We start from the raw sequence: 20867 nt of genomic DNA, 5'->3' as shown, positions 1-20867 counted from the left end.
AATCACTGTGGGAGCTGGCTTGCCAGCGATGGCGGCCTATCTGTCGCCAAATAAATCAGGAACTATCAGAACCGCTCGATCGACCGAGAATTCCGCTCGCGCTCCACTTCCTTGGGCTTGTACGCGCAATACCCCGGCCGCGGGCCGATTTTCGGGTGGTTGCGGCAAGTATCCGGGCGCTTATCATAAATAGTGCACAGACGGCTCTTACGATCCAGGTACAGGCAATCGTTGTTGCTCATGCGCTGGAGGGTGAAGATTCCCGACTTCTGGTTGAAGCGTTCGACCAGACCTTCCTTTTGCAGGCGCTTGGCGATGTTCTTCGGTGGATCGCCCAGCTCGAACTCGTCGACCACGCCGATACGGATCAGGTCCTTGATCTTGACCTCGACGGGCAGGGTGCAGCAGCTGGACATGCACGAGCCGCACATCGGGGCAGAGTACTTGGCCCAGGTATCGAGGCGGTCGATCTCGGCGGCAGCGATCAGGTTCGGCTTCATCATCGTTTGTTACCAGCGTGTGCATCAGGGCGCGCGATCATACCGGGACTGGTGGATTTTTGAACAACCTTTCGCCAGTTTTTTTCGCAGGCGGTGCAAACAACGGGAAAAACGGCACGAGCCCTGCATTCATTCAGGCACCTGACAACGCAATGTCAATCCAGCTCGTCTTCAAAGGAAAAACTGCCGAACCAGAGCCTCTACCGCCTGTCAGACCGTCTAGGCTCAGACAACTCCAAGCTCGCTCGAGGTCCTATCGATGACTCAAGAACCACTTGTTCGCGAAGCAGAGGTGGCCGCATTCCGCGACGCCGTCTTGACCAAGCTCACTTATGCAGTGGGCAAAGACCCGGATCACGCCTTCGACCATGACTGGTTCGAAGCCATTGCCCTGGCCGCGCGGGATCACATGGTCGAGCACTGGATGGACCATACGCGGCAGATCTACCGCAAAGGCCAGAAGCGCGTTTATTACCTTTCCCTCGAATTCCTCATCGGCCGGCTGCTGTTCGACAGCCTGAGCAACCTCGGCCTGCTCGACGTGGCGCGCGAAGCCCTGACCGAACTCGGCGTGGACCTTGAGCGCATCCGTCTGCTGGAACCTGATGCGGCCCTGGGCAACGGCGGCCTCGGGCGTCTGGCGGCGTGTTTCCTGGAAAGCATGTCGACCCTCGGCATCGCCGGTCATGGCTACGGCATCCGCTATGAACACGGGTTGTTCCGCCAGGCGATTGTCGACGGCTGGCAGCAGGAGCAGACCGAACACTGGCTGGATTTCGGTAACCCGTGGGAGTTCGAGCGGCCGGAAGTGGTCTACACCATCGGTTTCGGCGGCAGTGTCGAGACCCTGACCGACGACTCCGGCAAATCCCGGCAAGTCTGGTCCCCGGCGGAAACCGTGCGGGCGATTGCCTACGACACGCCGGTGGTCGGCTGGCGCGGGGCGAGCGTCAACACATTGCGCCTGTGGCGCGCCCGCGCCATGGAAGATCTGCACCTGGAGCGTTTCAACGCCGGCGACCACCTGGGCGCCGTGGCCGAAGTGGCCCGGGCCGAGAGTATCTCCCGGGTGCTGTACCCGGCGGACAGCACCGAGGCCGGCCAGGAGTTGCGCCTGCGCCAGGAGTACTTCTTCGTCGCCGCCTCGTTGCAGGACCTGCTGCGCCGCCATCGCAACATGCACACTTCGGTGCTGACCCTTGGCGATCACGCCTCGATCCAGCTCAACGACACTCACCCCTCGATTGCCGTGGCTGAACTGATGCGGCAACTGGTCGACGTCTATGACGTGGCGTGGGATGCGGCGTGGCAGGTCACCGTCGACACGCTGTCCTACACTAACCACACCTTGCTGCCCGAAGCGCTGGAAACCTGGCCGGTCGGCTTGATGGAACGCATGTTGCCGCGGCACATGCAGATCATTTACCTGATCAACGCCCACCACATCGACTCCCTGCGGGCCAAAGGCATCCATGACTTCGACGTGCTGCGCGCGGTGTCGCTGATCGAGGAAGACAACGGTCGTCGGGTGCGCATGGGCAACCTGGCGTTTCTCGGCTCCCACAGCGTCAACGGCGTGTCCGGTTTGCACACGCAACTGATGCGCAAGACGGTGTTCTCCGAACTGCACAAGCTGTACCCGGAGCGAATCAACAACAAGACCAATGGCATTACCTTCCGCCGCTGGCTGTACCAGGCCAACCCCGAGCTGACCTCGATGCTGGTCGATGCCCTGGGCCCCGAGGTGCTGGACAACCCGGAAGAGCGTTTGCTCGCCCTCGAGCCGTTTGCCGAGAAAAGCGCGTTCCGCAAGGCGTTCGCCGAGCAACGCCTGCACAGCAAAAAAGCCCTGGCGTACCTGATTCATGAGCGGCTGGGTGTCGCGGTCAACCCGGCGGCGATGTTCGACGTGCAGGTCAAGCGGATCCATGAATACAAACGCCAGTTGCTCAACCTGATGCACACCGTGGCGTTGTACCAGGCGATCCGCGCCGAACCTGAAATCGACTGGGTACCACGGGTGAAAATCTTCGCCGGTAAGGCCGCCGCGAGTTATCACCAGGCCAAACTGATCATCAAGCTGACCAACGACATCGCCCGGGTGGTGAACAACGACCCCACCGTGCGCGGCTTGCTCAAAGTGGTGTTCCTGCCCAACTACAACGTCAGCCTGGCGGAGAGCATCATTCCGGCGGCGGATTTGTCCGAGCAGATTTCCACCGCCGGTTTCGAAGCGTCGGGCACCAGCAACATGAAGTTCGGCCTCAACGGCGCGCTGACCATCGGCACCCTGGACGGGGCCAACGTGGAAATGTGCGACCGCATCGGTGCCGAGCACATGTTCATCTTCGGCCTCAGCGCGCAGCAGGTGGAGGCGCGCAAGCAGAACCATGAGTTCAGTGCCGTACCGGACATCGCCGCGTCCCATCGCCTGAACGATGTGCTGCAAGCGATTCGTGGCGGGGTGTTCTCGCCGGATGATCCGTCGCGTTACACCGGCTTGATCGATTCGCTGGTGGATTACGACCGCTTCCTGGTCTGCGCCGACTTCGATTCCTACTGGCACGCGCAGATGCGCGTCGAAGCCCATTGGCACGATTCGAAGGAGTGGTGGCGTTCAGCGGTGTTGAACACGGCGCGGATGGGCTGGTTCTCGTCGGACCGGACCATTCGCGAGTACGCCACGGAAATCTGGAAGGCGCTGGAGTAGTTTTACGCCCGTATTGCCGGGCTTGGTCGATATACTAAGCGTCATCTTCATCCCTTGTGGGAGCGGGCTTGCTCGCGAAGGGGACATCACATTCACCATTGATAGTGAATGTCAGTCCGCTTTCGCGAGCAAGCTCGCTCCCACATTGGGTTTGTGGTGCAGATGTAATCTGCTCTCACACTGGATTCCGGGTGTCTGGCCACTAGACTGAACCAGACGCTGTACCACCCGGATTTGCCCCGCGATGGGGCCGCTTAGGGATATCAACCATGCAATGGATGTTCATGCTGATCGGGCTGGTGCTCGGCTGGGTACTCGACGAGTCATTCAGTGATGCGCTGCTGGGCGCACTACTCGGATTGGGTATCGGCCAGGCGATTGGCATTGCGCGTTTGGAATCTAGAGCGGTAGAACAGCAGCGCCTGCTGGAACAGGCGCAGATAGCGCTGCATGCGTTCGAGCAACGGTTGGCGGCGCTCGAAGCGTCAGGCGTCAAGGCGCCGCAAACCCGCGAACCGCTTGTATCGCCTGAAACCATCCTTGATGAAGCACCTGCCGCAGCCACGGAATTGATCTGGGAATTGCCGCCAGAGCTCGAACCGATCGCCGCAGCGGCCAGCGAAACCAGTCCTCCACAGGCCGTCGACGCCTGGAAGCCCGAGCCGATCGCTCGCGCAGCACAACCACCTGCCCCCCCGCGTGGCCCGAACCTCATTGACCGCGCCATCAGCCGCGCCCGCGCCTGGCTGTTCGGCGGCAATACCGTGTTGCGGGTTGGCGTGGTGCTGCTGTTCCTCGGCCTGGCCTTTCTGCTGCGCTACGCCACCGAAGGCATGGTAGTGCCGATTGAGTTGCGCTATGCAGGTGTTGCGGCGGCAGCATTGGGTTTGCTTGGGCTGGGTTGGTGGTTGAGAACCCGCAACAGCAGTTATGCGTTGATCCTGCAAGGCGCCGGGATCGCCGTGTTGTACCTGACGGTGTTTGCCGCGATGCGCCTGCATCCGCTGCTTGATCCCTCGGCGGCGTTTGGCCTGCTGGTGGCGGTGACGGTCTGTTCGGCGATTCTCGCCATTGCCCAGGATTCCCTGGGGCTGGCCGCCGCGGCCGCACTGGGCGGATTCGCCGCGCCCATCCTGGCCTCCACCGGCGCCGGCAGCCATGTCGCACTGTTCAGCTACTTTACCCTGCTCAACGCCGGCATCTTCGCCATCGCCTGGTTCAAGGCCTGGCGGCTGTTGAATGTCATCGGCTTCACCGGCACCTTCGGCATCGGATTCGCCTGGGGCCTGCGCTCCTACTCGCCGGAGCTGTTGTGGAGCACCGAGCCGTTCCTGATTTTGTTTTTCCTGATGTACGTGGCCATTGGTCTGCTGTTCGCCCGGCGCCGATTGATGGAGATGGGCGATACCCCCGCAGACGGCAGTCGCGAAGCACTGCTGCGCTGGTCGGCGCGCAAGGGTGACTACGTCGACGGCACGCTGCTGTTCGGCCCGCCACTGGCGGGTTTCGGCCTGCAGTTCGCGCTGGTGCAGCATCTGGAATTCGCTGCTGCATTCAGTGCCTTGGCGCTGGGCCTGATTTACATGGGGCTTGCCCGTTGGCTGATGGCCGGGCGCACGCTGTTGTTGGGAGAAACCTGCCTGGCCCTGGGCGTGATCTTCGCCAGCCTGGCGATACCGCTGGGGCTCGACGCGCGCTGGACGACGGCGGCATGGGCGGTGGAAGGCGCGGGGATCTTCTGGCTCGGTCTGCGCCAACAAAGGCCCCTGGGCCGGGCCTTTGCCTCGCTGCTGCAATTGGGGGCGGCGCTGGCGTTTCTCAGCGAGTTGCACGACAGCGAGAGCAGCCTGCTCGGCGGTGTACCGCTAGGTGCACTGTTACTGGGCGTCGCGTTGCTGTTCAGCTTCTACCAATTGCGCAAAGCCTTGCCGGAGCAGATCAGGCCATGGGAGCGCAAAGGCCTGCCGGTATTGGCTTGTCTCGGGCTGGCGTTTCTCTATTTGCTGGCACCCTTGTTTTTCTTCAGCCACGGCACGGTGATCAGTTGGGCCTTGGCCGGGGCGCTCACGTTGTTTGTTGGCTTGCACCTGCAATCGCGCACGTTCGTGTTCACCGCGCTCGCTGTGCAATTGTTGGGTGGCGCGCTGTTCCTGACGGCCGGGCCGCAGTTCAGTGACGGTCTGCAGCCCCTGGCCCATGGCGGGTTCTGGGCGCCGCTGGCGCTGGGGCTGGCCGCGATGGTCGGGGCCTGGCGTTTGCAGATCGGCCATTCGTTCACCGCGTTCAAAGGGCTGAGTCTGTTGCGATTGTCCCAGGCGTTGCTGGTCTGGGGTGCGGGCTGGTGGGCGCTGGCCTGGGTCATCGAAGGGCTGCATTTTGCGCCGCAGTCGATGCAGGCGACGTTGTTGTTGGGCATCGCTGCCGTGAGTGTTGCACTGTGGACAGTATTGGCGCTGCGCCTGAAATGGCCGTCACTGGCGGGGCTCGGCACGGTGCTGGTTCCCGCTGCGGCGCTGGTGCTGCTCGCGGCCTGGCACTCGCGTTATCACCCGGCGGCCAACTTCGGCTGGCTGGCGTGGGCTGCCGTGTTCGTCGTGCATTTCATGTCCCTGCGACGCCTGGCGCCCATGCTGCCAGCGCCGGTGCTGAGCGTCGCCCATGTGCTCGGCTGCTGGCTGTTGATGGGCGTGCTGGCGCTGGAACTGCGTTACGCCTTGCTGGTGTTGTCCGAGCAATACAACGCCTGGCGCTGGTTGGGTTGGGCAATTCTGCCAAGCCTGTATCTGGTATTGATGGCAGCACCTCGCGCATGGCCTTGGCCGGTGTCGGCCTATCCTCGGGAATACCGCGTGTACGCCGCTGCACCGCTGGCCTTGCTGATGCTCGGCTGGTTCTGGCTGGCGAATGTCGCCAGTGAGGGCAACGCCGAGCCACTGCCTTACGTGCCATTGATCAACCCGCTGGAGCTGGGCCTGTTGTTGGCGTTGTTCGGCGTCTATGTCTGGTCCCGCAGCGCCACGCCCCAACTGGCTGTCCGCAAGGATTACGCCGCCATCGCCACGCAAGGGGTCGCAGGTGCCTCGCTGTTCGTGTTCTTTACGGCGTTGGTGATGCGCACGGCGCACCATTGGAGCGGGGTGCCGTTCGAGCTGGATCCGTTGCTGGAGTCGATGCGAGTACAAGCCGGCCTGTCCATTGTCTGGACCCTGATAGCCCTGAGCCTGATGATCGGCGGCCATTTGCATCGCCGTCGCGAAGTCTGGCTGATCGGTGCGGCCTTGATTGGCGTGGTCGTGGCCAAGCTGTTTTTTGTCGAATTGAGCAATCGCGGCGGGCTGGCGCGGATCGTTTCGTTTATCGGTGTTGGCGTGTTGCTGCTGGTGGTGGGTTATTTCGCTCCGCTACCGCCCAAGCGTGCCGAAGCCGTGCTGGATACCGGCAAACCGGTCCCGGAATCACAAGGAGTGTCGTCTTGAGTCAGAAGCTGAACCTGGGTTGGCTGGGCATTGTTGCCATGGGGGTGGTGTTGTCGGCGGTCGCCCAGGAAAAACCGGCGGACTTCACCACCCAAGTGCCTTTGTTGGTCGCAGGCGAAGGCCCTTGGTATCGCCTTGAACTGCCGTTGAGCGTGCAACTGAGTGCGCGCAAGGCCGACCTGAGCGACCTGCGGGTGTTCAATGCCGTCGGTGATGCTCAGGCGTACGCCCTGGCCCGGGAGTCTGCGCAGAGCAGTGAAACGCGCACCTTGACCGAGGTGAAGCGGTTTGCGCTGTACAACTCGCAGGACGCCACAGAAACCGCACCGAGCGTGCGGGTGCAATCGAACGCCAATGGCACCTTGGTCGAGGTGCAGCCCTCCAGTCAGCTGGAGCCGGGTGAGGAGGAGCTGCGCGGCTGGTTGCTCGACGCTTCCTCAATCAAGGCGCCATTGCAGCAATTGATTCTCGACTGGACCAGCGAGCGCGACGGCTTCCAGCGTTTCACCGTTGAAGCCAGCGATGATCTGCAACATTGGCAGTCCTGGGGTGAAGGGCAGGTGGCGCGCCTGACCTTTTCCGACGAGCGGGTCGAACAGCATGAGGTCAACCTGCCGGGCCAGTCGGCGCGCTACCTGCGGTTGCTGTGGATCACCCCGCATTCGGCGCCGACACTGACTTCGGCGCAACTGCAAAGCGCCAATACCCGCAGCCTGCCGCTGCCGTTGGTCTGGTCCCAGGCGTTGACCGGCAGCACCGAGAAGGCGGGTGTATACACCTGGCAGTTGCCGATGGGGCTGAATGTCGAGCGGGTGCAGGTCGGGTTGAGCCAACCCAACAGCCTGGCGCCGGTGAGCCTGGCCGGTCGGCGCGACAGCAGCCTGCCATGGCAGCCGTTGGGCAGTGGTTTGCTCTATCGCCTGACGCAGAATGGTCAGGACCTGGTGCAAAACCAATTGCCGTTGTCTGGGCAAATCGTCCAGCAATTGAAACTGACCGTGGACGAACGCGGCGGCGGCCTGGGTGATCAGGCGCCGACGCTGAAGTTTGCCATGCGCGCCACGCAACTGGTGTTTCTGGCACGTGGGCCGGGGCCTTACATGCTGGCGGTGGGGAACACGACGGCGAAGGCGGCGAACTTGCCGCTGTCGACGCTGATTCCGGATTACAGCCCGCAGAAACTGGCGACCCTGGGCCGGGCCATGGTGGATGTCGGGGCGGCGGCTACGCAGCCGTCGGCAGGCGCCACGTCTGCGCCGATCGACACCCACTGGAAGAAGTTCGGGTTGTGGGCGGTGTTGCTGCTCTGCGTGGTGTTCCTGGCGGCGATGGCGTTCAGTCTGCTGCGCAAGCCTTCTGCCAAATCCTGAGAATGGCTGGCGCTACGCGCCATTCGCGAGCAAGCCCGCTCCCCCAGGTACCGCGCCGTTCTTGTGGGAGCGGGCTTGCTCGCGAAAGCGGTCAGCCAGACACCAAAAATATTGAAACAAGCCACCCTTTCCAGGCTCACATCCAGCCCATTTCCATCTACGCTCAACCCCGCGCATGAACTCTCTTCGGCGGATCACGTCTGATAGGAGGAAATGCGCCCCGACTCGCGTTAAACTGCGCGGGTTTTTAGCCCCCCCATTCCACCGGAGCCTTCCATGTCCCGCGTTACCTTGAGTCGCTATTTGATTGAGCAGACCCGCAGCAACAACACTCCTGCCGATCTGCGCTTCCTGATCGAAGTGGTGGCGCGTGCCTGCAAGGAGATCAACCACGCCGTGTCCAAAGGCGCCCTGGGTGGTGTACTGGGCAGCATGGGCACTGAAAACGTCCAGGGCGAAGTGCAGAAGAAGCTCGACGTGATCTCCAACGAAATCCTGCTCGAAGCCAACGAATGGGGCGGTCACCTGGCCGGCATGGCGTCCGAAGAAATGGACAACGCCTACCAGATCCCGGGCAAATACCCGAAAGGCGCGTACCTGCTGGTATTCGACCCGCTGGACGGTTCGTCGAACATCGACATCAACGCCCCGGTCGGCACTATCTTCTCGGTACTGCGTTGCCCGAACGAATACCTGAGCCAGAACGAACCTTTGAATGAAAAGGCCTTCCTGCAGCCAGGTACCCAGCAAGTGGCCGCCGGTTACGCGATCTACGGTCCACAGACCATGCTGATCCTGACCCTGGGCGACGGCGTGAAAGGCTTCACCCTGGACCGTGAAATGGGCAGCTTCGTACTGACCCACGAGAACATCACCATTCCTGAAAGCACCCAGGAATTTGCCATCAACGCGTCCAACCAGCGTCACTGGGAAGCACCGGTACAGCGCTACGTCGGCGAATTGCTGGCAGGCGATGAAGGCCCGCTGAAAAAGAACTACAACATGCGCTGGGTTGCCGCGATGGTGGCCGACGTGCACCGCATCCTGACCCGCGGCGGTCTGTTCATGTACCCACGTGACAGCCGCGAGCCGTCCAAACCGGGCAAGCTGCGTCTGATGTACGAAGCCAACCCGATGTCGTTCCTGGTGGAGCAGGCGGGCGGCGCGTCCACCGACGGCCATCAGCGTATCCTCGACATCCAGCCGGAAGGCCTGCACCAGCGTGTAGCGGTGTTCCTCGGTTCGAAAGAAGAAGTGGCCCGCGTCACGGCTTACCACAAGGAATAAACCATGACCGCGCCCTGGCAGCCGTTGCTTGATTGGTGGTTCGGAAGTTCCGGATCAGCGAGCGAAGTGGCGGCGCAGAAGGGCAGGTTATGGTTCGGCAAGCGTGACAGCCAGGACCTCGAAGCGCGTGAGCGTTTCGGGGACTGGGTCGAGCAGGCACTGGCCGGCGGATTGACCGAGTGGATGCAACGTCCCGAAGGTTGGCTGGCCCTGGTGCTGTTGCTCGATCAACTCCCGCGAATGATCTTTCGCGATTCTCCCAAGGCTTTTTCCGGTGACATCAGGGCTCAGACACTGGTGGCGCAAGGCATTGCCGCGGATTTCGACCGGCAGTTGCAGCCGATTCAGCGGGTGTTCATCTACCTGGTGTTCGAGCACAGCGAGAACCTGGCGGTGCAGAACGAAGGCGTCTCGCGCTATATAGAATTGGTGGCGCAGCAGCCGGAGAGCGATCGGGCACTGTTCAGCGATTACCTGGACTATGCCGAGCGGCATCAGAAAGTGATTGCGCAGTTTGGGCGGTTTCCGCATCGCAATGCGGTGTTGGGAAGGGCGTCTACGGCTGAGGAATTGGTGTTTCTGTCCAAGCCAGGGTCACGGTTCTAGCGGTTCGGATTGGCGGTGTTGCTATCGCTGGCAAGCCAGCTCCTACAGGGGGGGTCGTTGCGCAAAACCTGTAGGAGCTGGCTTGCCAGCGATGCTTTTAAATCCTGAAACTCCCCACCAATTGCTTCAACCGCGCCGCCTGTTGCTCAAGATCGGCACACGCACGCAAGGTCGCCTGCAGGTTCTCCACGCCTTCCTGATTCAGCGTGTTGATTTCGGTGATGTCGACGTTGATCGACTCCACCACGGCGGTCTGCTCTTCGGTCGCTGTCGCCACGGACTGGTTCATGCCGTCGATTTCACCAATGCGCTGGGTCACGCTGCCCAGGCGTTCGCCGGCCTGGTTGGCGATGCCGACGCTGCTTTCGCTCTGGCGCTGACTGTCGGTCATGATGCCCACCGCTGCGCGGGCGCCGACTTGCAGCTCTTCAATCATCGTCTGCACTTGCTGCGCTGAGTCCTGGGTGCGGTGAGCGAGGTTGCGTACCTCATCGGCCACCACGGCAAAACCGCGACCGGCCTCACCGGCGCGGGCCGCTTCGATGGCGGCGTTGAGCGCCAGCAGGTTGGTCTGTTGGGAGATGCTGGTGATCACTTCCAGGATCTGCCCGATGTTGACCGTGTTGCTGTTGAGGGTTTCGATGTTGCCGCACGAGTCGCTGATCTTCGCCGACAACTGCTGCATCGCCGCGATGGTTTTATCCACCACCTGCTGACCGTCTTCGGCCAGGCTGCGGGCGTCGCTGGAGTGCTGCGAGGCGAGGGCGGCATTCTGCGCGATTTCCTGGGCGGCGGCGCCGAGCTGGTTGATCGCCGCGGCCACGCTGCTGGTGCGCGAGGCTTGCTGGTCGGAGTTGTACATCGACGAGTTCGACGCGGCCACTACCCGTAGCGCTACTTCGTTGACCTGCCCGGTGGCCGAGGCCACTTCGATGATCGAGGTGTGAATGCGTTCGACGAAGCGGTTGAACGACAGCCCCAGCGCGCCGAATTCGTCGTGACCGTGAATGGTCAGGCGTTTGGTCAGGTCACCTTCGCCTTCGGCGATGTCGTGCATGGCGCGACCCATGGTCAGCAGCGGCTGCATCAGCAGGCTGATCAGCATGCCCAGCAGGGCGATGATTATCACTACGGCGATCACCATGGCGATGATCGCCGAGGTGCGGAATTCGCTTAGCATCGAGAACGCCGTTTCCTGGTCGAGCACCAGTGCCACGTACCAGTCCGCCGATGGCACGCCGTTGACGTGGGTGAAGGAGATGAACTGGCGCTTGCCGTCGATCTCGACTTCTTTCAGGCCCGGGCTGACTTTCGGCGTGTCGCTCGGATAGGCTTCGGCCAGGCTCTTGAGCACCAGCTTGCTGTCCGGGTGAATCAGGATCTTGCCGTCGGCACCGACGATGAACGCATGGCCGTGGCCGCCGAAGTTCAGCGAGTTGATGATCGCGCTGACGCTGGACAGATCGATGTCGGCGCCAGCGACGCCGATCATCTGACCCTGGTGCTGCACCGGGGTGGCCACGGTGATCACCAGTTTGCCGGAGGAGGCGGCGATGTAGGGTTCGGTGACGATGGTTTGTTGTGCGCTATTGGCCGCCTTGTACCAGCCGCGGGCGCGTGGGTCGTAGTCCGCCGCGCGGTTGCCGGCCGGGACCGAGAACATCACGCCATCGGCGCCACCGAAGTAGCTCAGCTGGAAGTTGCCGGTGTAGGCAGGCAGGTCGATGATCCGTTTCAGACTGGCGGGTGCATTGCCATCGGCGCTGACCTGTTGGGCCATCGACTGCAGCAATTGCATGCGACTTTCCAGCCAGGTCTGGATGTTGCTGGTGGTCAAGCTGCCGAGTTCCTGCATCGAGGCCTCGGTACTGTTGCGCAGGGTTTCGCGCTGGCGATAGTCGTTGAACAGGATGAAACAAGCGAATGCGACGGCCACCACGAGGGCGGCAGCCAGCAAGATCTTGTGGCTGAACTTCATGTTTCTGGTCATGGGATGAGCTACCGCAGAGGGGCTGTTCTACAAAATGGGGGAGCAAATGCCACCGACGTGGCATTGCGTTGCATTTATGTCGACTGAGCGGCGCCAAAGATTAGGCGGATTTTCCTGAAAAACGACGAAATGCCCGGTGAACGAGGAAAGTGAATGATTTTCGGCAAAAGGCAGACGAATGGCCCGATAAATAGCCTGCCGGGCAGGGAACCAGACAGGGGTTTTCTCTTCTAAGCTTCAGCTTGGCAGCCATGCCAATCCCCTACGCCCCCCCGGAGTTTCACCATGTCGCTGCGTTCCATCGCCCTGCTTTCTTTCTGCGTATTGCTCGCTGCCTGCAGCAAGGTCAATCAGGAAAACTACTCGAAGCTCTCGGCCGGCATGGCCAAGGCCGATGTGGAAACCCTGTTGGGCAAACCCGCCGATTGTTCAGGCGCGCTCGGCATGTCCAGTTGCACCTGGGGCGACAAGAACAGCTTTATCAGCGTGCAGTTCGCCGGTGACAAAGTGCTGATGTTTTCCGGCCAAGGCCTGAAGTAAACCGGGGCGATCGCCCACGGGAGAAAAATAATGAAGCGGTTATTGATCATCCTTTTTGCCGGCCTGGTGTTGGCTGGCTGTGCCACGTCTGGCCAGGACGCCTTGGCGCCCAAGACGGCCAAAAGCGTCAACCTCAAGCGCTACCAGGGCACCTGGTACGAGTTGGCCCGTCTGCCAATGTACTTCCAGCGCGACTGCGCGCAATCCGAAGCCCATTACACGCTTAAACCCGACGGCAACGTCGCGGTATTGAACCGCTGCCTGACAGCGCAGTGGCAGTGGGAAGAGGTCAAGGGCACGGCTTATCCGGAGGTGCCCGGCAAGAACGACAAGCTGCGGGTCGAGTTCGATACCTGGTTTTCCAGGCTGATCCCGGGTACGGCGAAGGGCGAGTACTGGGTGCTGTACGTCAGCGATGACTACAAGACCGCCATCGTCGGTGATCCGAGCCGCAAATATTTGTGGCTGTTGTCGCGCACGCCGACCGTGAACGGAGTGGTGCGTGAGGAACTGCTGAGCAAGGCGCGTCAGCAGGGTTACGACACCACCCGGTTGATCTGGCGGGCGTCGGAACAGCAGATGGCCAAGACCTCGGACTGATCGCAATACATTTGTAGGAGCTGGCTTGCCAGCGATAGCGGACTGTCAGGCAACATTGATGTTGAATCTGATGGCCCTATCGCTGGCAAGCCAGCTCCTACGGGTTTTGTATCAGCCCAGGAGTTCGCGCAGGACTTGGGTGAAGGCCCGATTGCTTTCCTCTTCGCCGGCATGGCGCCCGTCACGCACCACCCACTGGCCATTGACCAGCACATCCCGCACCTGACGATCGCCACCGGCAAACAACCAACGGTTGAGAATCCCGTCGCCGCTGGCCGTTGCCAGGTACGGATCGTTGCCGTCGAGCACCAGCCAGTCGGCGCGCTTGCCGACTTCCAGCGCGCCAATCGGCTGGCCCAGTGCCTGGGCGCCGCCATCCAGCGCGGCATCAAACAGCGTGCGCCCGACCATCGGCTGCTCCGCGCCATACAAACGATTACGCCGTTGGTCACGCAGCCGCTGGCCGTATTCCAGCCAGCGCAATTCTTCCACCACGCTCAACGACACATGGCTGTCGGAACCGATGCCCATGCGGCCGCCCTGGGCGAGGAAGTCCACCGCCGGGAAGATCCCGTCGCCGAGGTTGGCTTCGGTGGTCAGGCACAGGCCGGCGATGGCGCGACTCTTGGCCATCGACGTGACTTCTTCCGGGTTGGCGTGGGTCGCGTGGACCAGGCACCAGCGTTGATCGACGTCGACGTTCTCGTACAGCCATTGCAGCGGACGACGGCCACTCCAGGTCAGGCAGTCGTCAACTTCTTTCTGCTGCTCGGCGATGTGGATGTGCACTGGGCACTGCTTGTCGCTGGCTGCCAGCACTTCACTGATCTGCTGCGGTGTGACCGCGCGCAACGAGTGGAAACACAGGCCCAGGGCTTGCGCCGGTTGCTGCGCCAGGACCGGTTGCAGGCGTGACTGCAGCTTGAGGTAGTTTTCGGTGCTGTTGATGAAGCGGCGCTGGCCTTCGTTCGGGGTCTGTCCGCCGAAGCCGGAGTGGCTGTAGAGCACCGGCAGCAGGGTCAAGCCGATACCCGCAGAACCTGCGGCCTGGCTGATGCGCAGGGCCAGTTCAGCCGGGTCGGCATAAGGTTGGCCGCTGATGTCGTGGTGTACGTAATGAAATTCCGCCACCGAGGTGTAACCGGCCTTGAGCATTTCGATGTACAGCTGACGGGCGATGACGCCGAGTTGCTCCGGGCTGATTTTTCCGACGAGGCGGTACATCAGATCGCGCCACGTCCAGAAACTGTCGTTCGGATTGCCCGCCACTTCCGCCAGCCCGGCCATGGCCCGCTGGAAGGCGTGGGAGTGCAGATTCGGCATGCCAGGCAGCAGCGGACCGCTCAACCGCTCGGCGCCATCTGCATGAGAATCGGCCTGGATATGGGTCAATACGCCATCGGCGCTGACCTCAAGACGTACATTGTTGGCCCATCCACTAGGCAGCAGCGCGCGTTCGGCAAAGAAGGCGGACATGGTTCAGCACCCCATCGTGTGTTATTTGTATATACATATACAGACGTTTGCCTGCCCGGTAAACTCCGGCAAGCTAGCGACATCAACTAAACGACCAAGGATTAACCGTGCCGACTCCGCCTCCAGTCTCTCCGTTGGCCGCGAACATGGGCGACAGTCCGGCGCCCTTGTACGCCCGCGTCAAACAAATGATCACCCAGCAAATCGACAGTGGAAACTGGCCGCCGCACTACCGCGTTCCGTCGGAAAGTGAGCTGGTCAGCCAGTTGGGCTTCAGCCGCATGACCATCAACCGTGCCCTGCGCGAGATGACTGCCGACGGTCTGCTGGTGCGCATGCAAGGCGTCGGCACCTTCGTCGCCGAGCCGAAAAGCCAGTCTGCGCTGTTCGAAGTGCACAACATCGCCGACGAAATCGCCTCCCGCGGTCATCGCCACACCTGCAAGGTCATCACCCTTGAAGAAGAGGCCGCCGGCTCCGAGCGCGCCCTTGCCCTGGACATGCGCGAAGGGCAGAAGGTGTTCCACTCGCTGATCGTGCATTTCGAAAACGATATTCCGGTGCAAATCGAAGACCGTTTCGTCAACGCGCTGGTGGCGCCGGATTACCTCAAGCAGGACTTCACCCTGCAAACGCCCTATGCCTATCTGAACCAGGTCGCGCCGCTGACCGAAGGCGAGCACGTGGTCGAGGCGATCCTGGCCGAGCCGTCCGAATGCAAATTGCTACAGATTGAAAAAGGCGAGCCGTGCCTGCTGATCCGTCGCCGCACCTGGTCCGGCCGCCAGCCGGTGACCGCCGCTCGCTTGATCCACCCCGGTTCCCGTCATCGTCTGGAAGGTCGGTTTCATAAATAGAGAGCCATAAATGAGCAGTCTGAAAGTTTTACGTGCGGTCGATTACCCGCGCATGCCATGGAAAAACGGCGGCGGCAGCACCGAAGAAATCACCCGCGATGCCGGCACCGGCCTGGATGGGTTTGGCTGGCGTCTGTCGATTGCCGACATTGGCGAATCGGGCGGGTTTTCCACTTTTGCTGGTTACGAGCGGATCATCACCGTGTTGCAGGGCGACGGCATGACCCTGACGGTGGATGGCCAGAACACACGGCCACTGTTACCGCTGGACCCGTTTGCCTTCAATGGTGAGAGCAAGGTGTCCTGCACATTGCTCGGTGGTCCGATCCGCGATTTCAACCTGATTTACGCGCCGCTGCGTTATAGCGCGCGGTTGCAGTGGTTGAGCGGCGAGCAGCGGCTCTTCAGCTCGGCGGGCACGGTGTTGGTGTTCAGCATCAGCGATGCGTTGGAAGTAGTGGTCGGTAACAGCACTTCGAAGCTCGGTCGCCATGACTGTCTGCAACTCGACGGTAACACTGGCCTGCTGGAAATCTCCAGCAATGGCGCCTGCTGCGTGATCGAACTGACAGCGCACTGAACTCCTGTAGGAGCGAGCTTGCTCGCGAAAAACACATAGGCGCCGCAGGGCATCTGGTTTTACGCGTTATCGTTCACGACCATCGCGAGCAAGCTCGCTCCTACAGGGGTTGGGTTTGCTCGCGATGTCGTTTCTCCTCCCAAATTACGTTTCCCACAGCGCACCATGTTGTTACCGAACGCCCCAGCGTGGCGCAAAACCCCGCTCAAGTAACAAAGTCCCCTCGCCACAAAAATCCCTCGAAAAAAAATTCATCTTCCCCGGAACCCTTGTTCCAGGCGCTCTCCAGCCGTTTCAGAATTTTTCTTGAATGCTCATCCAATAAGTTGGCCGCTTGATTGCATATGCTTGTATGTACAAGTAAAGACGTATGCGTATGAGTCACGAGGACTCAACCATCGTCCACTGATTCGCCGGTGTGCACTGATGCCCACTGGCTTGCTCGCCCACTGCCTGGGTTGGTTTTGGATTGATTGCTGAGGAGTTCTTTTCGTGACTAAATTTCGTGACGTTGAAATCCGCGCTGCCCGCGGTAACAAGCTGACCGCCAAGAGCTGGCTGACCGAAGCGCCGCTGCGCATGCTGATGAACAACCTCGACCCGGAAGTCGCCGAGAACCCTAAGGAACTGGTGGTTTACGGTGGTATCGGTCGCGCTGCCCGTAACTGGGAGTGCTACGACAAGATCGTCGAAAGCCTGACCCACCTCAACGAAGACGAAACCCTGCTGGTGCAATCCGGCAAGCCGGTCGGCGTGTTCAAGACTCACGCCAACGCCCCGCGCGTGCTGATCGCCAACTCCAACCTGGTGCCGCACTGGGCGAGCTGGGAGCACTTCAACGAACTGGACGCCAAAGGCCTGGCCATGTACGGCCAGATGACCGCCGGCAGCTGGATCTACATCGGCAGCCAGGGCATCGTCCAGGGCACCTACGAAACCTTCGTCGAAGCCGGTCGCCAGCACTACAACGACAACCTCAAAGGCAAGTGGGTCCTGACCGCAGGTCTGGGCGGCATGGGCGGTGCCCAGCCTCTGGCGGCAACCCTGGCCGGTGCCTGCTCGCTGAACATCGAATGCCAGCAGGTCAGCATCGATTTCCGTCTGAAAAGCCGTTATGTCGATGAGCAAGCCAAAGACCTCGACGACGCGTTGGCGCGTATCGACAAGTACACCAAAGAAGGCAAGGCGATCTCCATCGCGCTGCTGGGTAACGCCGCTGAAATCCTGCCGGAACTGGTCAAGCGTGGCGTGCGCCCGGACATGGTCACCGACCAGACCAGCGCCCACGACCCGCTCAACGGTTACCTGCCGGCCGGCTGGACCTGGGACCAGTACCGCGCTCGCGCCAAGACTGAACCTGCCGCTGTGATCAAGGCCGCCAAGCAATCGATGGCCGTGCACGTCAAGGCGATGCTGGACTTCCAGAAAATGGGCGTGCCGACCTTCGACTACGGCAACAACATCCGTCAGATGGCCCAGGAAGAAGGCGTGGAAAACGCATTCGACTTCCCAGGCTTCGTACCGGCCTACATCCGTCCGCTGTTCTGCCGCGGTATCGGCCCGTTCCGTTGGGCTGCGCTGTCGGGCAACGCAGAAGACATCTACAAGACCGACGCTAAAGTAAAAGAGCTGATCCCGGACGACGCCCACCTGCACAACTGGCTGGACATGGCGCGCGAGCGCATCAGCTTCCAGGGCCTGCCGGCACGTATCTGCTGGGTTGGCCTGGGCCTGCGCGCCAAGCTGGGCCTGGCGTTCAACGAAATGGTGCGCAGCGGTGAGCTGTCCGCGCCAATCGTGATCGGCCGCGACCACCTGGACTCCGGTTCGGTGTCGAGTCCGAACCGCGAAACCGAATCGATGCAAGACGGTTCCGACGCCGTGTCCGACTGGCCGCTGCTCAACGCCCTGCTCAACACCGCGAGCGGTGCGACCTGGGTTTCCCTGCACCACGGCGGCGGCGTCGGCATGGGCTTCTCCCAGCACTCGGGCATGGTGATCGTCTGCGACGGTACTGACGAAGCGGCCGAGCGTATCGCTCGCGTGCTGCACAACGACCCGGCCACTGGCGTTATGCGTCATGCCGATGCCGGTTACCAGATCGCCATCGACTGCGCCAAGGAACAAGGGCTGAACCTGCCGATGATTACCGGTAAATAAAACAGCCTTCGGCATAACGCAAAAAAACCTGTAGGAGCCGGCTTGCTGGCGATTCAGACACCGCAAGGTGTCAGGCAAACCGCCATCGCCAGCAAGCCGGCTCCTACAGGGGTTGTCCCAACCCAGAATAACAATCCACAGAGGTTGAACCATGGCTGTCACTGACGAACGTGCAGGCAACAAACCGTTGATCGAGAAACGCTCGATCGACTACATCCCGGAAGCGGAAAGACACGGTCGTCTGTTTAGCCAGTTCACCCTGTGGATGGGTGCCAACCTGCAGATCACCGCGATTGTCACCGGGGCTTTGGCCGTGGTGCTGGGCGGTGATGTGTTCTGGTCGTTGATCGGTCTGTTGATCGGTCAACTGCTCGGCGGCGGCGTCATGGCGCTGCATGCCGCACAAGGCCCCAAGCTTGGCTTGCCGCAGATGATCTCCAGCCGTGTGCAGTTCGGCGTGTACGGCGCGGCCATCCCAATCGTGCTGGTGTGCTTGATGTACCTCGGTTTCACCGCAACCGGAACCGTGCTTTCCGGCCAGGCGCTGGGCCAGTTGTTTGGCGTTAGCGACACCGTCGGTATCCTTCTTTTCGCCAGTGTCATCGTGCTGGTCACGGTGCTCGGTTATCGAGTGATCCATTGGATCGGCCGTGTTGCCAGTGTCATTGGCGTGATTGCCTTCGTTTATCTGTTCAGCCGTCTGATGAGTCAGGTTGACGTTGGCGCTCTGTTGCAGATCCGTCACTTCAGCTGGAGCAGCTTCCTGCTCGCCGTGTCGCTCGCGGCGTCCTGGCAGATCGCCTTCGGCCCGTATGTGGCTGACTATTCTCGCTACCTGCCGAGCAAGGTTTCCTCGGTGAAAACTTTTTTTGCCGCTGGCGCAGGTTCGGTCATTGGTGCACAGGTGGCGATGGTCCTTGGTGTGTTCGCTGCCGCTTCGGCCAACGGGCAATTCGCCGGCCACGAAGTGGCGTACATCGTGGGTCTGGGCGGGACCGGTGCCACCGCTGCGCTGCTGTACTTCAGCATCGCGTTCGGCAAGGTCACCATTTCCACGCTGAACTCCTACGGCAGCTTCATGTGCATCGCGACCATCATCAGCGGTTTCCGTGGTGACCTGAAAGTCACGCGCTTGCAGCGTCTGGTCTTCGTGCTGGTCATCGTCGGTGCCGCGACCCTGATGGCGTTGCTCGGTCAGCACTCGTTCCTCGGTGCGTTCAAGTCGTTCATCCTGTTCTTGCTGGCGTTCTTCACGCCATGGAGTGCGATCAACCTGGTGGACTACTACTGCATCACTCGCGAGCGCTATGACGTGCCGGCGCTGGCCGATCCGAAAGGTCGCTACGGTCGTTGGAACCTTCTCGGTATCAGCGTCTATGTGTTCGGCGTGTTGGTGCAGCTGCCGTTCATCTCCACCAAGTTCTATACCGGTCCGCTGGTGGCGGCCCTGGGTGATGTGGATATTTCCTGGATCATCGGTCTGGTGATTCCCGCAGTCCTGTATTACCTGTGTGCGAAAAAATGGCACGGCACAGTGCCTGATCGTTTGATCCTGCCGGTCGAGCAGGACGCGATCACCGAACAAAAGCTGAATGTCGGTCGCGCTGCGGCGCAGGCCTGATTGGACGTGGACAGGGCTGGATGCCTCTTGACTGCCGTAAGCCAATTCATGATTAGGAGCGTCACAACAATGAAATCGAACAAGACCCTGCTGACCACATTGCTTTCCATGGGCCTGCTGGCCAGCGCTGGCGCCACTCAGGCGGCGGGCTGGTGCGAGTCGGGCAAACCGGTGAAATTCGCCGGCTTGAACTGGGAAAGCGCCATGCTGCTGACCGACGTGATGCAAGTCGTGTTGGAGAAAGGCTACGACTGCAAGACCGACAGCCTGCCGGGCAACTCCATCACCATGGAAAACGCCTTGAGCAGCAACGATATTCAAGTGTTTGCCGAAGAATGGGTCGGCCGCAGCGAAGTCTGGAACAAGGCTGAGAAGGCCGGCAAGGTCGTCGGTGTCGGCGCGCCGGTGGTGGGTGCGATCGAAGGCTGGTACGTGCCGCGCTACGTGATCGAAGGCGACGCCAAGCGCAAGCTGGAAGCCAAGGCGCCGGACCTGAAGAACATTGCTGACCTGGGCAAATACTCGGCGATCTTCAAGGACGCCGAAGAACCGTCCAAGGGGCGTTTCTACAACTGCCCGGCCGGTTGGACCTGTGAGCTGGACAACAGCGAAATGCTGAAGAGCTATGGCCTGGAAAGCACCTACACCAACTTCCGCCCAGGCACCGGCCCGGCGCTGGATGCCGCCGTGCTGTCGAGCTACAAGCGTGGCGAGCCGATCCTGTTCTACTACTGGTCGCCAACCCCGCTGATGGGCCAGGTCGACGTGGTGAAACTCGAAGAAAAACCAGGCGTGAACAAGACCGTGACCATCAAGGTCGGCCTGTCCAAGACCTTCCACGACGAAGCCCCGGAACTGGTGGCCGTGCTGGAAAAGGTCAACGTGCCGATCGACCTGCTGAACCAGAACCTGGGACGCATGACCAAAGAGCGGATCGAGTCGCCAAAACTGGCCAAGATCTTCTTGAAGGAACATCCTGAAGTCTGGCACGCGTGGGTGAGCGAAGACGCAGCCAAGAAAATCGACGCGGCCTTGTAGGTTGGGCTTCTCCGGCTGTCGGCAACGGCAGTCGGACGCTTGATCGCAACCCCTTG

Annotated in this window: 15 protein-coding genes and 1 pseudogene; 12 read left to right on the top strand and 4 right to left on the bottom strand. The window is 61.2% G+C overall.

The window, feature by feature from the left end:
• Positions 1-65 precede the first annotated feature (65 nt).
• Positions 66-503: a YkgJ family cysteine cluster protein gene (locus AB7M25_RS28500; RefSeq protein ID WP_007970630.1), complete on the bottom strand. Its 438-nt coding sequence runs from the start codon at positions 501-503 to the stop codon at positions 66-68.
• Positions 504-759: 256 nt separating this feature from the next.
• Here AB7M25_RS28500 and AB7M25_RS28495 point away from each other — a divergent pair, with 256 nt between their 5' ends.
• The 5 genes from AB7M25_RS28495 to AB7M25_RS28475 all read left to right on the top strand — a co-directional run bounded on the left by AB7M25_RS28495 (position 760) and on the right by AB7M25_RS28475 (position 9949).
• Positions 760-3210 carry a glycogen/starch/alpha-glucan phosphorylase gene (locus AB7M25_RS28495; protein ID WP_429387919.1) on the top strand — a complete coding sequence of 817 codons (2451 nt, stop codon included), beginning with the start codon at positions 760-762 and terminating at the stop codon, positions 3208-3210.
• A gap of 269 nt (positions 3211-3479) precedes the next feature.
• Positions 3480-6686 carry a DUF2339 domain-containing protein gene (locus AB7M25_RS28490; protein ID WP_454238277.1) on the top strand — a complete coding sequence of 1069 codons (3207 nt, stop codon included), beginning with the start codon at positions 3480-3482 and terminating at the stop codon, positions 6684-6686.
• Positions 6683-8056, top strand: a complete 1374-nt coding sequence (locus tag AB7M25_RS28485; RefSeq protein WP_454238276.1) for a DUF3999 domain-containing protein — start codon at positions 6683-6685, stop codon at positions 8054-8056. Before AB7M25_RS28490 ends, AB7M25_RS28485 begins: the two co-directional genes overlap by 4 nt.
• Positions 8057-8332: 276 nt before the next feature.
• A complete protein-coding gene (locus AB7M25_RS28480) occupies positions 8333-9343 on the top strand; it encodes a class 1 fructose-bisphosphatase (protein WP_057397179.1) in 1011 nt (336 codons plus the stop codon).
• A gap of 3 nt (positions 9344-9346) precedes the next feature.
• On the top strand, positions 9347-9949 hold the full coding sequence (locus AB7M25_RS28475) for a DUF924 family protein (RefSeq protein ID WP_429387912.1): 603 nt from the start codon (positions 9347-9349) through the stop codon (positions 9947-9949).
• A 97-nt stretch (positions 9950-10046) separates the two neighbouring features.
• Here the strand turns inward: AB7M25_RS28475 and AB7M25_RS28470 are convergent, their stop codons facing one another.
• Positions 10047-10811: a methyl-accepting chemotaxis protein gene (locus AB7M25_RS28470; protein WP_371317842.1), complete on the bottom strand. Its 765-nt coding sequence runs from the start codon at positions 10809-10811 to the stop codon at positions 10047-10049.
• 93 nt (positions 10812-10904) lie between these two features.
• A pseudogene (locus AB7M25_RS28465) lies at positions 10905-11927 on the bottom strand (HAMP domain-containing protein); the annotation flags it as partial.
• A gap of 297 nt (positions 11928-12224) precedes the next feature.
• Between AB7M25_RS28465 and AB7M25_RS28460 the strand changes: the two are divergent.
• Together AB7M25_RS28460 and AB7M25_RS28455 are read left to right on the top strand one after the other, a co-directional pair.
• Positions 12225-12479: a hypothetical protein gene (locus AB7M25_RS28460; RefSeq protein WP_007975531.1), complete on the top strand. Its 255-nt coding sequence runs from the start codon at positions 12225-12227 to the stop codon at positions 12477-12479.
• A gap of 30 nt (positions 12480-12509) precedes the next feature.
• Positions 12510-13079: a lipocalin family protein gene (locus tag AB7M25_RS28455; protein WP_429387910.1), complete on the top strand. Its 570-nt coding sequence runs from the start codon at positions 12510-12512 to the stop codon at positions 13077-13079.
• Positions 13080-13190: 111 nt separating this feature from the next.
• Here AB7M25_RS28455 and AB7M25_RS28450 read toward each other — a convergent pair whose 3' ends face one another.
• The gene (locus tag AB7M25_RS28450) at positions 13191-14555 is read right to left on the bottom strand and encodes a formimidoylglutamate deiminase (protein WP_454238275.1); all 1365 of its coding nucleotides are present in this window, start codon (positions 14553-14555) and stop codon (positions 13191-13193) included.
• Between the two features lie 146 nt (positions 14556-14701).
• Between AB7M25_RS28450 and hutC the strand changes: the two genes are divergently transcribed.
• The 5 genes from hutC to AB7M25_RS28425 all read left to right on the top strand — a co-directional run bounded on the left by hutC (position 14702) and on the right by AB7M25_RS28425 (position 20811).
• Positions 14702-15412, top strand: a complete 711-nt coding sequence (gene hutC / locus AB7M25_RS28445; protein ID WP_162135916.1) for a histidine utilization repressor — start codon at positions 14702-14704, stop codon at positions 15410-15412.
• Between the two features lie 10 nt (positions 15413-15422).
• On the top strand, positions 15423-15992 hold the full coding sequence (locus tag AB7M25_RS28440) for a HutD/Ves family protein (RefSeq protein WP_454238274.1): 570 nt from the start codon (positions 15423-15425) through the stop codon (positions 15990-15992).
• 492 nt (positions 15993-16484) lie between these two features.
• Positions 16485-18152: a urocanate hydratase gene (gene hutU, locus AB7M25_RS28435; protein ID WP_454238273.1), complete on the top strand. Its 1668-nt coding sequence runs from the start codon at positions 16485-16487 to the stop codon at positions 18150-18152.
• Between the two features lie 151 nt (positions 18153-18303).
• The gene (locus AB7M25_RS28430; protein WP_429382807.1) at positions 18304-19773 is read left to right on the top strand and encodes a purine-cytosine permease family protein; all 1470 of its coding nucleotides are present in this window, start codon (positions 18304-18306) and stop codon (positions 19771-19773) included.
• Between the two features lie 69 nt (positions 19774-19842).
• Positions 19843-20811, top strand: coding sequence for an ABC transporter substrate-binding protein (locus AB7M25_RS28425; RefSeq protein ID WP_104451133.1), 969 nt, complete (start codon positions 19843-19845; stop codon positions 20809-20811).
• Positions 20812-20867: the final 56 nt, after the last annotated feature.

The sequence above is a fragment of the Pseudomonas sp. AP3_22 TE3818 genome (genome assembly GCF_053628995.1).
The sequence above is the reverse complement of the archived record's forward strand: the minus strand, read 5'-3'. Positions and strand labels throughout refer to the sequence as shown.